Genomic DNA, 12213 nt, shown 5'->3' on the forward strand with positions numbered 1-12213 from the left:
GGGCGCGCGGAACTGCGCAAGAACCCCCACCGGCAGGTGCCCGGAAACGAGCCCGGAAGGGGCCGGCCCCACGGAAGGCGCCGCACGGCAAGCCACACGGCGCCCGGGCGCAACCGGGGGACCCGGCACGTAGGGGCACCCCCTACGTCACTCCTCCACCAGCAGCTTCTCGCGCAACTGCGCCAACGTCCGAGCCAGCAGCCGCGACACATGCATCTGCGAGATGCCGACCTCCTGCGCGATCTGCGACTGCGTCATGTTCCCGAAGAACCTCAGCAGAAGGATCCGCTTCTCCCGCGGCGGCAGATCCTCCAGCAGCGGCTTCAGCGACTCCCGGTACTCGACGCCCTCCAGCGCCTCGTCCTCCGCGCCCAGCGTGTCGGCGACGGCCGGCGACTCGTCGTCCGTGTCGGGCACGTCCAGCGACAGCGTGGAGTAGGCGTTCGCCGATTCGAGGCCCTCCAGGACCTCCTCCTCCGAGATGCTCAGCTTCTCGGCGAGCTCGTGCACCGTGGGGGAGCGGCCGTGCAGCTGGGAGAGCTCGGCGGTGGCCGTGGTCAGCGCGAGCCGCAGCTCCTGGAGCCGGCGCGGCACCCGCACCGCCCAGCCCTTGTCGCGGAAGTGCCGCTTGATCTCGCCGACGACCGTCGGCGTGGCGTAGGTGGAGAACTCCACGCCGCGGTCCGGGTCGAAGCGGTCCACGGACTTGATCAGGCCGATCGTGGCGACCTGGGTGAGGTCGTCCAGCGGCTCACCGCGGTTGCGGAAACGGCGGGCCAGGTGCTCGACCAGCGGGAGGTGCATCCGCACGAGCCGGTTGCGCAGCTCCGCGTACTCGGGCGTGCCGGCGGGCAGCGAGCGCAACTCGACGAAGAGCGCTCGGGCACCGCTCCGGTCCTGCGGGTCGTGCGGCGCGGGCCGAGTGTGCGCGGGGGGCGCCTCCGCTGCCCCCTGCGCCGGGCGCGGCTCGGCCGCGCCGGCCGCCTGTGCCGGCTGCCGGACGCTCTGCTGCTCTTCTGCTTCCCGCACCTGGTGGGTCCGCTCCGTGTCCCGCGCGGTGTCCGCGCCCTGCCGGGCGCCGCGCCCGTGCTCGCTCATCTGTCCCGCCCTCCCCCGGCTGCCTCCCCCGGCCACCTCTGGGGATGCCCCCGGAGGTGCACCGAGGTCGCCGCCTTGTCCGGCCGGTGCATCGCGCTGGTCCTTGCTGGTCGGCTCCGTCCGCCCGTCCTGCCCGGGGGCCGGCGGAGGGACGTCCTGGGGGTGTGGCCGTGCCTGCTGCTCCGGGATGCCGCTCGGCACGCCCCTCGCTCCGGTCGCTCCGGGTCCGCCGGTCCGTCCGCCGCCGGTCGCGCCGGCGCGGCTGTGGCGGCCGGCGGGCGCGTTGCGCTCGGCGGCCCCGGTGCCGTCCGCACTCCCGGCCGAGGGCCGTGTGACGTTCTTGCCGCGCCCTTCGTCCCGCACCGGCCCTTCCCCGTTCCTCACGCCGGCCCGGGTCCCGCGCCGCGCTGCTTGTAGAGGCTGATCGAGACGGTGTTGTCCGTCTCGACCGAGGAGTCCACCTTGCCGGCCAGGGCTGAGAGCACCGTCCATGCGAAGGTGTCGCGCTCCGGGGCGCGGCCGTCGGTGGTGGGGGCCGACACCGTCACCTCCAGGGAGTCGTCGATGAGCCGGAAGACGCAGCTCAGCACGGAGCCGGACACGGCCTGCTGCAACAGGATCGCGCAGGCCTCGTCCACGGCGATGCGCAGATCCTCGATCTCGTCGAGGGTGAAGTCCAAACGCGCCGCGAGTCCGGCCGTGGCCGTCCGCAGCACCGACAGGTAGGCACCCGCAGCGGGCAGCCGGACTTCCACGAAGTCCTGGGTCCCGGGCTCGCCTGCGATCTCGGACACCCTCACCTCCAAGGTGGTACAAGCTCTTTCGGCCCGGGAGGCGACCCCCGGGCATCGCGAAACGTGGTTCAACCGTGACGCTATCGCGCGCCAGGATGGCCCCTCCCGGGACCCCAGCCCCTTTCTGTCACTCATAGTAAACCTACGGGTACACTCCGTGGCTAGGGGTGTGCGGGTCCCAATTGGGAAGAGCGCGCGCCGGGTTGACGTACCCACGCGCCGGGCGGTCGAACCGTGGCCGCGCGCCCCCTGAGACACGTGGTCATACAAGGACGTTGTCCACGAAGCACCACCGCCAGGCTTCCCCCGGCTCGTAGCTGCGCATCAACGGGTGTCCGGTCTGCTTGAAGTGCTCCGTGCCGTGTTGCAGGGGTGACGAGTCGCAGCAGCCGATGTGACCGCACTCCAGGCAGAGCCGCAATTGCACCGGGTGGGTGCCGGCGGCCAGGCACTCCATACAGGTTTCGCTCTGCGGCGCCGGCTCGGACTCCGGCAGCGCCGCGAGGTGCGAGCACTCTTTCATCGGTTATCTCTCCGCTTGCCCAATGGTCCTCAGAATAGCCAGGTTACGATGCCTGACCTGGGCCTGCCGCGTAGATCGGAAACCCGCGCCGAACGCGTACCGCGTGGCGCTCGGTCGTTACGGTTCGTAGGGGCGACCGGGACCATCGACGCCGCGTTGCGGAAGGAGGCGGGCGGAGCGTATGAACGCGCTGCCTCTGCTGTTGCTGGTCGCGGGCGGTGCCGCCGTCGCGGGCGCGGCCCGGCGGCTGCCCGTTCCCCCGCCGCTGCTGCTGGTCGCGGCGGGACTCGCGATCTCGTACGTGCCGGGCGTGCCCAGCTACACGCTCGATCCGCACATCGTGCTCCCGCTGCTGCTGCCGCCGCTGTTGTACACGGCGGCCAGCGACAGCTCGTATCTGGACCTGCGTGCACACGTCAGACCGATCCTGCTGCTGTCGGTCGGGTACGTGCTCTTCGCGACGCTCGCGGTCGGCTGGATCGCCTACTTGATGGTGCCCGACCTGCCGCTGACCTCCGCCCTGGTGCTGGGCGCCGTCGTGGCGCCGCCGGACGCGGTGGCCGCGACGGCGATCGCCCGGCGCGTCGGACTGCCGTCCAGGATCGTCACCATCCTCCAGGGCGAGTCCCTGGTGAACGACGCGACCGCGATCACCGCCTACAAGGTGGCCGTCGCCGTGGCCGTCGGCGAGGGGGCGAGCTGGGCGAGCGGGCTGCGCGAGTTCGCGCTGGCCACGGTGGGCGGCATCGGCATCGGCCTGCTGCTGATGGTGCCGCTGCACTGGCTCCGCACCCACCTGCACGAGGCCCTGCTCCAGAACACCCTGTCGCTGCTGATCCCGTTCGTCGCCTACGGCATCGCCGAGCAGGCGGGCGGCTCCGGAGTGCTCGCCGTAGTGGTCGTCGCGCTCTACCTGGGCCACCGGTCCTGGCAGGTCGACTTCGCGACAAGGCTCCAGGAGGAGGCCGTCTGGCGGATGGTCGCCTTCATCCTGGAGACGGCCGTCTTCGCGCTCATCGGACTGCAGCTCCCCGTGGTGCTGCGCGGGCTGGGCCCGTACTCAGGCTGGACCGCCGCGCTGTACGCGGTCGGGGTGTTCGCCGTGGTGGTCGCGGCCCGCTTCGTCTGGGTGTATCCGGCGACCTTCGTGCCGCGGCTGCTCTCGCGGCGCATCAGGGAGCGCGAGCCGAACCCCACCTGGCAGGGGCCCCTGGTGATCGGCTGGGCGGGGATGCGCGGGGTGGTGTCCATGGCGATCGCCTTCTCCGTTCCCGAGCACGTGCACGACGGCGGGCCCTTCCCGGCCCGCAACCTGGTGCTCTTCCTGACCTTCATCGCGGTCATCGGCACCCTCGTCGTGCAGGGGCTGTCGCTGCCCAAGCTCATCCGAGTGCTCAGGCTGCCCGGCCGGGACGAGCACGAGCAGACCCTCGCGGAGGCGCAGGCCCAGGCGCAGGCTTCCCAAGCGGCCGAGCGGCGGCTGGCCGACCTCCTCGCGGACGAGCGCAACGCCCTGCCGGGACCGCTCGCCGACCGGCTGCGCACGGTGCTGGAGCGCCGCCGCAACGCCGTCTGGGAGCGGCTCGGCGCCGTCAACCCCGTCACCGGCGAGACCGCCGACGACACCTACCGGCGGCTCGCCAGGAAGATGATCGAGACCGAGCGGCAGGTCTTCGTACGGCTGCGGGACGCCCGCTACATCGACGACGAGATGCTGCGGACCCTGCTGCGCAGGCTCGACCTGGAGGAGGCGGCGGCGTACCGCGAGGCGGACTGAGCCGGCCTGCCGGCCGCGTGTCCCGACGCTTTCGTGCCGGTGGGCCACGTGTCCCTGCCTCTTCGGCCTGCCGGCCGCATGCCCCTGCCCCGCCAGGCCGGTGACTGTCCGCGGGCCTCGGCGTGGCTTGTCGCTCCCCCACTGCCTTGAGGGCGTGGGAGGTACCCCCACCCCGCACCCCCTTGAATGCAGGGCTGCGCCCCGATCAGGGGCGCGGCCCCGTCTTGAAGGGGCGCGGGACCGGGGCACAGCACCGTCTTGAAAGGGGCGCGGGGAACTGCGCGAGCAACCACGAACCCGAGACGTCGAAGCAAACTGGCAAACCGACGGATCAAGGGGCGCGGGGAACTGCGCACGACGCCACGCGGCGGAGAGCCGAGAAACGAGGCGGGCGCACCACGGGCCAAGGGGCGCGGGGAACTGCGCGAAAGCCCCGGCGGCGGCGCGATGAAGGCGGCCGTCTGCCCCGTGACGCGGCGACCGCCTACCGCAGGGCCGGGCCGGGAAACGGCGTGCCGGTGATCACCGCGGCGACGGTGGTGCCGGGTGCGAAGGCCCCCTCCTCGGTGAGGGCGAGAAGCCCATAGAGCATCTTGGCGACATAGAGACGCTCTATGTGCAGCCCGTGCGGGAGGCACCCCGCGTGCCGGGACTCGAAGTCCTCGGCGAACGCGTCGAGTTCCGGATCGGTGCGACCGTAGCCCCCGAAGTGGAAGCGCTCGTCGAGCCACCACGTGCCGCGGGGCTCGCCGAAGGCCTGCCGTTGCAGGGCGCGTATCTCGTCGCCGAGGAAGCCGCCCTTGAGTATCGGCACTCCCAGCGCCCGCTGCCCCGCGTCGAGGCCCGCCGCCAGCCCGGCCAGGGTGCCGCCGGTGCCGCAGGCGACCGCCGCCACGTCGGCGCGGCCCCGCAGCTCCTCGCCCAGCGCCGCGCAGCCCCGTACGGCGCGGGCGTTGCTGCCGCCCTCGGGGAGGACGTAGCCGTCCCCGGCGCCGGCCTCCTCAAGGAGGGCGGCCAGCACCTCGGGCTGTCTCTTGCGGCGGTATGTCGACCTGTCAATGAAATGCAGCCGCATGCCGTCGTCCGCGCACTGCCGCAGGGACGGGTTGAGCGGCCTGGCGGCCAGCTCCTGGCCGCGGACGAACCCGAGTGTGGCCACGCCCAGGAGCCGGCCGGCCGCCGCGGTGGCGCGCAGATGGTTCGAGTACGCGCCGCCGAACGTGACGAGGGTCCGGCCCTCGGCCGCCGCCAGGTTCGGCGCCAGCTTCCGCCACTTGTTGCCGACCAGGTCGGGGTGGATCAGGTCGTCCCGCTTGAGCAGGAGCCGGACGCCGTGGCGCGCGAAGCGCTCGTCGTCGACGGAGTCGAGCGGCGAGGGCAGCCGTGGACCGGGTGGTGTCACCGGCGCAGGAAGGAGTCGCCGTTCTCCGCGATGTGGCTCTCCAGGGTCTGGAGGGCGTCCTGCGTGGCCTCGTGCGAGCCGCCGCCGCGGTGTTCCGCGTAGTAGGCCGCGCCGAGCTTCCTCAGGAGGTCGTTGCCGGCGCGCTGGGCCTGCACCTCGTCGAGTCGCTGCTTGCCCTGATTGATGCCGCGCTGCGCCTGTTCCTTCGCGCGGTCCAGGAAGCCTGCCATCGGATTCTCCTGTCGTGGTGCGGAGCATGCAGATAATTCAAGAAGCCTGCGGAGACTTGAGCGCTGCGGAACTCCCGGTGCGAGGACCGGATGGGGGCGTCGAGCTCCGCGGGGTGCGGGAGCCGACCCGAATTCCTGGAATTTCCTATCGAAGGATCGTACGACTTTCCGTAAGGGGAACGATCGAACGTGTTACTGGGTTCCCTCGCCGTCACTCGACCGGGTGACCTCCCGGTTTCCCGTGCGGTCAGGCGGCGGATCATCACTGCTCAAGTTGTGCGGGCCAATGGTGTGAACCGGGGGTACGGGTGCCCTGTGTGGCGCGCGGGATGCGTTTACGCGCCGGGTAACCCGCGGAAACCGACGTCCAATGAGGTTTTCTCAGAGAAATGATCTTCGCGAAGCGTTGTGAACCGCTCGCCTCGGGGTGGATCGGACGAACTCATCCTGGTCGTGAGCAGACGTAAAGCCCCTGGTAGGACAGGTCTCACCACAAGAACTCGTCCGACCCACCAGAGGCTTCACGTTGGTCACCTATGTTGCCACGCTCGATGTTCCGCGCCATGTCGTGGATCACCTTTCACGACTGCTGGCCGCCCACCGGCGACGGTTGGGCACTCCGCGGGGGTCGCGGGCGCTGGGTCCGTTCCGTCAGGCCGTGCTGGTGCTGCGCTGGTTCCGCGAGCAGGCGTGCGTGCACTGTCTGGCCCGCGACGCCGGGGTCTCCCAGGCCACCGGCTACCGCTACCTCCACGAAGGCATCGACGCGCTGGCCGCCCAAGCCCCCGACTTGCACGACGTCCTGAACCGCTGCCGGCGGGAAGGAATGACGCACGTGATTTTGGACGGCACACTCATCGAGTCCGACCGTCTCGCCGGCGTCCGCGACAACGGCAACGACCTGTGGTTCAGCCAGAAGCACAAGGCGTTCGGCGGCAACGTGCAGTTCCTGTCCTCCCCGAACGGCACCCCGCTGTGGGTCTCCGATGTCGAGCCCGGCTCCACCCCCGACATCACAGCGGCCCGTATCCACGTCCTGCCCGTTCTGTACAAGGCCGCCGCCGACGGTTTGCCGACTCTTGCCGACAAGGGTTACATCGGCGCCGGAATCGGCATCCACATCCCGGTGCGCCGCCCCCAGGGTAGATCTGAGCAAGCCCTCCACACCGATACCCGAACCACGAACACCCTGATCAGAGATCTGCGCGCCCTCGGCGAACGCGCAGCCGCCGAACTCAAGGAACGCTGGCGCGCGCTCAAGAAGGTCTCGCTCAGTCCCAGCCGGATCGGCGACATCGCCCGTGCCGCACTCGTCCTCAACGGAATCTTGAAATGATCTTCGTTGAGAAAACCTCAATGCCCGGTTCTCGGTGATCCAATCCCGCTCGTTTGTGTAATGGCTCCCGCGTACCTCGCGCTGCAAGGCTGGCCCGTGTAGATCAGTGCATGATCGGGAGGGCATTTTTATGTCGGTAGGCGAGGAAACCCGCACGCAGGAGCCCGCGCCGCAACAGAGCCTCGGCACCTCTGCTGCGCGGAATCTGGCCACCACCACCAAGACGGCACCCCAGATGCAGGAGATCAGCTCACGCTGGCTGCTGCGCACGCTGCCGTGGGTGAACGTGCAGGGCGGGGCGTACCGCGTGAACCGCCGGCTCACCTATGCGGTGGGCGACGGCCGGATCACCTTCGTGAAGACGGGTGACCAGGTCCAGGTCGTCCCGGCCGAGCTCGGCGAACTGCCCGCGCTGCGGAGCTTCGCGGACGAGGAGGTGCTCGGCGAGCTGGCCCGCCGCTGCCGGCAGCGCGAGGTGCCCGCGGGCGGGGTGCTGGCCTCCTTCGGCAACCCCGCCGACACGGTCCTGCTGCTCGCGCACGGCAAGATCGAGAAGGTCGGCCCCGGGCCCTACGGATCGGACGCCGTCCTCGGTGTCCTCGCCGACGGCGCCTACCTCGGCGAGCACGCCCTGACCGACCCGGACGCCATCTGGGAGTACACGGCCCGCGCGGTCACGGCCTGCACGGTCCTGGAGCTGCCCCGCACCGACCTGGAACAACTGGCCGAGCGCTCGCCCTCCCTCGCGGCCCACCTGGAGCAGGCCCGCACCACGCCCCCGCACGCGGCCAACGCCTACGGCGAGCGCGAGATCGAGCTCTCGGCGGGCCACGCCGGAGAGCCGGCCCTGCCCACCACCTTCGTCGACTATGAGGCGGCCCCCCGCGAGTACGAGCTGAGTGTCGCCCAGACCGTGCTGCGCGTCCACACGCGCGTGGCCGACCTCTACAACCAGCCGATGAACCAGACCGAGCAGCAGCTGCGGCTGACCGTCGAGGCACTCAAGGAGCGCCAGGAGCACGAACTCATCAACAACAGGGAGTTCGGCCTGCTCAACAACTGCGAGTACGACCAGCGCGTCCAGCCGCACGACGGCGCCCCGGGCCCCGACGACCTCGACGAGCTCCTCAGCCGCCGGCGCGACTCGAAGCTCTTCCTGGCCCATCCCCGCGCCATCGCCGCCTTCGGCCGCGAGTGCAGCAGGCGCGGCCTCGTGCCCGAGACGATCGACGTGGGCGGCACCCGCATCCCCGCCTGGCGCGGCGTCCCGCTCTTCCCCTGCGACAAGATCCCGATCAGCGACGCGCAGACCACCTCCATCATCTGCATGCGCACCGGCGAGTGCGAGCAGGGCGTCGTCGGCCTGCACGCGACGGGTCTGGCGGACGAGGTCGAGCCGAGCCTGTCCGTGCGCTTCATGGGCATCGACGAGCAGGCGATCATCTCCTACCTGGTGACGACGTACTACTCGGCCGCCGTCCTCGTCCCGGACGCCCTCGGTGTCCTGGAGAACGTCGAGATCGGCCGCTGGCAGTGAAGGCCCGCACGCCCGGCGCCGTGCCCCCGCCGCTGCGGGCGGGGGCCCCGGCCGGCACCCAGGACACCCCGGCTACCGGGAAGGACCACCGCGCCCGGGACGGCCACGACGGCCGGGAGGCGGTACACGACGGCCTTCAGGACGCGCACGACGGCCAGGACGCCGAGGAGCTGCTGGCGGCGGCCCGCGAGGCCGTCGACCCCGAACTGCACCGGGCCATCGGTTCCCTTCCCCCGGCCATGCGCCGGATCGCGCTCCACCACTTCGGCTGGGAGAGCGTGCCGCTCGCCGCGCCGGACGGGTCCCGGGCCGGCCGGCCTCCGAGGCGCCCCGGCCCCGCGGGCGAGGCGGCTCCGCCCGGCGGGCCCCGGCACATGCCCAGGGTGAGCCCGCTGGGGATGGCGCCGCCCGCGGGCGCGCCGGGCCGGGTGGCAGGCGCCCCGGCGGCGAGCAGCCCCGCAGGCAAGGCCATCAGGCCCGCACTGGTGTTCGCCGCGGTGCGTGCTCTCGACGGGCCCACCGAGGTGGCCGCGCGCGCCGCCGCGGCCGTGGAGCTGGTGCACAACTTCACGCTGCTGCACGACGACGTCATGGACCGCGACACCACCCGCAGGCACCGCCCCACCGCGTGGACGGTCTTCGGCGTCCCGGACGCCATCCTCGCGGGCGACGCCATCCAGGCCCTGGCGTACCGGCTGCTCGCGGAGGACCCCCACCCCGCGGCACCGACCGCGGCCGCGCGGCTCGCCGCCTGCGTCATCGAGCTCTGCGAGGGCCAGCAGGCGGACACGGCCCTGGAGCGGCGCGGCCCCGAAGGGATCACTCTCGACGAGAGCCTGAGCATGGCCGAGGCCAAGACGGGCGCCCTCATCGGCTGCGCCTGCGCCCTGGGCGCGCTCTACGCCGGGGCGGGCCCGCAGGAGGTCTCGGCGCTGGACGCGTTCGGGCGGCAGGCCGGGCTCGCCTTCCAGCTGATCGACGACGTGATCGGCATCTGGGGCGACCCCCGGCGCACCGGCAAGCCCGCCGGTGCGGACCTGATAGCCCGTAAGAAGTCCCTCCCCGTGGTCGCGGCCCTCACCTCGGGCACACCGGCCGCCGTCGAACTCGCCGATCTGTACGCCGCCCCCGCCACCCACGCCACCGTGGACCTGGAGCGCACCGTCCAGGCGGTGGAGCGGGCCGGCGGACGGGACTGGGCCCAGACGCACGCCGCCGACCGGATGGCACGTGCCGTGCAGCACCTCTCCCGGGCGGTCCCCGACCCTGCGGCGGCGGGCGAACTGCTGGCCCTCGCCGAGTTCGTCACCCGCCGCAGCGCCTGAACGGGCCGGGCCCGGTGGTCCGCCCGGGTGGACGCTCGATGACCCGTGCCGAGCCTCGGTGACGCATACCGTGCCCTGGTGACCCGTGCCGTGCCCCAGGGGTCACCAGGGCAGGGCCTGTCTCGGCTGGCTCCCCGCGCCTGGATCCCGTTCCCGAAAACGGGCGGAAGACGCCTAACGCGTTCCATCCCGGAGCCGCTCGTCTAGCGTGCTCGCATGACCGAGTTGCTGCACATCACCGAGCGGTCGCTGTGGGAGGCCGCCCGCGAGCATGGCACCTACGAAATGTCCACGCGGGGCCGGACCCTGAGCGAGCAGGGATTCATCCACTGTTCGCTGCGGCACCAACTGCCGCCCGTGGCCAGGGCCCTGTACGGCGACCCGCCGGACCGCGACGACCTGGTCGTCCTCGTCATCGACGCCGACCGCCTCACCGCCCCCGTGCGCCATGAGGCCGTGGAGCCGGGCGGCGAGGAGTTCCCGCACATCTACGGGCCGCTGCCGGTGGACGCCGTGGTGGGGGTGGAGGACTGGCCGTCGGGAACGAGCTGAAGGGTTCGCAGGGGCCTCAGGACAGCAGAATGCCGGGGCTAGGCGCGTGTGCGCCTCGCCCCGGCATTCGCGTCAGACGAGCGTGACCCGGTGGATACCCGCCGGTGTCAGGCCTTCTTGGTCTCCCAGAAGATCTTGTCGATCTGGGCGATGTAGTCCAGCGCCTTCTGACCCGTCGCCGGGTCCTTGGAGCCCTTGGCGGTGGAGAGGGACTTCAGGGTGTCGTTGACGAGCTGGTGGAGCTCCGGGTACTTCTCGAAGTGCGGCGGCTTGAAGTAGTCGCTCCAGAGCACCGAGACGTGGTGCTTGGCCAGTTCGGCGCGCTGCTCCTTGATGACCGTGGCACGAGCCTGGAAGTGCGGGTCGTCGTTGGCGGCCATCTTCTCCTGGATGGCCTTCACCGACTCCGCCTCGATGCGGGCCTGGGCCGGGTCGTAGACGCCGCAGGGCAGGTCACAGTGGGCGCTGACCCTGACCTTGGGCGCAAACAGGCGGGAGAGCATATAGCTGTCCTTCCTCGTGATCGTCTTCTCAGGTGGGACATTACTCCGTAGGAGACATGTTTTCTCGAGTGCCCCCAGGGGCTTAGGACAAAAGTCCAGGGTGAAACTGGGGCACGTGGAGGATGGCCGTGGATCGGACCAGGAGGTTTTGCTGATGCCGGAGGCAGCGGAGGGACGGGAGGTCCGGGCGCTGTTCGGGCTCGCCGAGGTGGAGGGGCCTTCCATGGTGCCGACCCTGTACCAGGGGGACCAGGTGCTCATCCGGTACGGCGCTCGGGTGAGACCCGGCCACGTCGTGATACTGCGCCACCCTCTTCAGCAGAACCTGCTGATCGTCAAGCGCGCGGTGCAGCGCCGCCGGGGCGGCTGGTGGGTGCTCGCGGACAATCCGGGGGCGGGCGCCGACAGCACCGTCTACGGCGTGGTCCCCGACGAGCTGATCATGGGCCGGGTGCTCGGGCGTTACCGGCCGCGTGCCAGGGACCGGGGTCAGCGGCCCCTGGCGGGGACCGTCGGCTGGCTGCTCTCCGCGGTACGCCCGGTGCTCTCCGCGCGGCCGGCGCGGCTCGCCTCCTGGCGCTTGCGTGCGCGGTAGGCCGCGACGTTCGCGCGGGTCGCGCAACGGTCGGAGCAGTACCGCCTCGACCGGTTGGTGGAGGTGTCGAGATACGCGTTGCGGCAGGGCGCGGCCTCGCAGATGCCGAGGCGGTCCGCGCCGTGCTCGGTGAGGTGGAAGGCGAGCCCCATCGCGGCGATGGCGGCATAGCCGGCGGTCGCGTTGGACGGATGGTCGGCCAGGTGCATGTGCCAGCGCGGGTGACCCTCCTCGTCGAGGAAGTCGTGCCCGGAGATCTGCGGGCTGACCGGGAACTCCATCAGCAGCGAGTTGAGCAGGTCGACGGCGAGCGTGGCGTCCCCGCCGTCCGCCGCCTCGAAGACCGCGCGCAGCCGGGCGCGCACCGAGCGGAAACGCGTCACGTCGGCATCGGTGGCCCGGCGCGCCGCCGACTGGTTCTCGCCGAACAGCGCCCGCACGGCGTTGACCGAGGTCAGCGTGTCCTTGCCGCGACCCGGCTCCTCGCTGTTGACCAGGCGCACGGCGTAGTCCGAGTAATAGGCCAGCTCCACTTGTAATC

General features: G+C 71.4%; 13 protein-coding genes. 6 read left to right on the top strand and 7 right to left on the bottom strand.

The window, feature by feature from the left end:
• Positions 1-147: 147 nt before the first annotated feature.
• The 3 genes from Sm713_RS07215 to Sm713_RS07225 all read right to left on the bottom strand — a co-directional run bounded on the left by Sm713_RS07215 (position 148) and on the right by Sm713_RS07225 (position 2415).
• Positions 148-1299: a SigB/SigF/SigG family RNA polymerase sigma factor gene (locus Sm713_RS07215; RefSeq protein WP_374196033.1), complete on the bottom strand. Its 1152-nt coding sequence runs from the start codon at positions 1297-1299 to the stop codon at positions 148-150.
• Positions 1300-1478: 179 nt separating this feature from the next.
• Positions 1479-1892, bottom strand: coding sequence for an anti-sigma regulatory factor (locus tag Sm713_RS07220; protein WP_212908820.1), 414 nt, complete (start codon positions 1890-1892; stop codon positions 1479-1481).
• A gap of 262 nt (positions 1893-2154) precedes the next feature.
• Positions 2155-2415 (bottom strand): UBP-type zinc finger domain-containing protein, encoded by a 261-nt coding sequence (locus Sm713_RS07225; protein WP_212908821.1) that lies wholly within the window; start codon positions 2413-2415, stop codon positions 2155-2157.
• Between the two features lie 181 nt (positions 2416-2596).
• Between Sm713_RS07225 and Sm713_RS07230 the strand changes: the two genes are divergently transcribed.
• Positions 2597-4192: a Na+/H+ antiporter gene (locus Sm713_RS07230; RefSeq protein WP_212908822.1), complete on the top strand. Its 1596-nt coding sequence runs from the start codon at positions 2597-2599 to the stop codon at positions 4190-4192.
• 484 nt (positions 4193-4676) lie between these two features.
• On the opposite strand, the gene Sm713_RS07235 is transcribed toward Sm713_RS07230, so the two are convergent.
• Both Sm713_RS07235 and Sm713_RS40185 read right to left on the bottom strand, forming a co-directional pair.
• Positions 4677-5594, bottom strand: coding sequence for a 1-aminocyclopropane-1-carboxylate deaminase/D-cysteine desulfhydrase (locus tag Sm713_RS07235; RefSeq protein ID WP_249416149.1), 918 nt, complete (start codon positions 5592-5594; stop codon positions 4677-4679).
• Complete coding sequence (locus Sm713_RS40185) at positions 5591-5824, bottom strand: hypothetical protein (RefSeq protein ID WP_249416150.1); 234 nt, start codon at positions 5822-5824, stop codon at positions 5591-5593. Before Sm713_RS40185 ends, Sm713_RS07235 begins: the two co-directional genes overlap by 4 nt.
• A 526-nt stretch (positions 5825-6350) precedes the next feature.
• Here Sm713_RS40185 and Sm713_RS07240 point away from each other — a divergent pair.
• From Sm713_RS07240 to Sm713_RS07255, 4 genes are all read left to right on the top strand, one after another.
• Positions 6351-7160 carry a transposase family protein gene (locus tag Sm713_RS07240; RefSeq protein ID WP_212907842.1) on the top strand — a complete coding sequence of 270 codons (810 nt, stop codon included), beginning with the start codon at positions 6351-6353 and terminating at the stop codon, positions 7158-7160.
• Between the two features lie 130 nt (positions 7161-7290).
• Entirely contained in the window at positions 7291-8697 is a 1407-nt protein-coding gene (locus Sm713_RS07245; protein ID WP_212908824.1) for a family 2B encapsulin nanocompartment shell protein, read from the top strand.
• A complete protein-coding gene (locus tag Sm713_RS07250; protein ID WP_374195968.1) occupies positions 8694-10022 on the top strand; it encodes a polyprenyl synthetase family protein in 1329 nt (442 codons plus the stop codon). The genes Sm713_RS07245 and Sm713_RS07250 overlap by 4 nt, the downstream gene beginning before the upstream one ends.
• A gap of 216 nt (positions 10023-10238) precedes the next feature.
• Positions 10239-10574 (top strand): DUF952 domain-containing protein, encoded by a 336-nt coding sequence (locus Sm713_RS07255; RefSeq protein ID WP_212908825.1) that lies wholly within the window; start codon positions 10239-10241, stop codon positions 10572-10574.
• Between the two features lie 107 nt (positions 10575-10681).
• Here Sm713_RS07255 and sodN read toward each other — a convergent pair whose 3' ends face one another.
• Complete coding sequence (gene sodN, locus Sm713_RS07260) at positions 10682-11077, bottom strand: superoxide dismutase, Ni (RefSeq protein WP_212908826.1); 396 nt, start codon at positions 11075-11077, stop codon at positions 10682-10684.
• 154 nt (positions 11078-11231) lie between these two features.
• Between sodN and sodX the strand changes: the two genes are divergently transcribed.
• On the top strand, positions 11232-11672 hold the full coding sequence (sodX, locus tag Sm713_RS07265) for a nickel-type superoxide dismutase maturation protease (protein WP_212908827.1): 441 nt from the start codon (positions 11232-11234) through the stop codon (positions 11670-11672).
• Here sodX and Sm713_RS07270 read toward each other — a convergent pair.
• Positions 11567-12205 carry an ABATE domain-containing protein gene (locus Sm713_RS07270; protein WP_212908828.1) on the bottom strand — a complete coding sequence of 213 codons (639 nt, stop codon included), beginning with the start codon at positions 12203-12205 and terminating at the stop codon, positions 11567-11569. The genes sodX and Sm713_RS07270 overlap by 106 nt on opposite strands.
• Positions 12206-12213: the final 8 nt, after the last annotated feature.

It is taken from the genome of Streptomyces sp. TS71-3, from assembly GCF_018327685.1.
Taxonomy (GTDB): Bacteria; Actinomycetota; Actinomycetes; order Streptomycetales; family Streptomycetaceae; genus Streptomyces.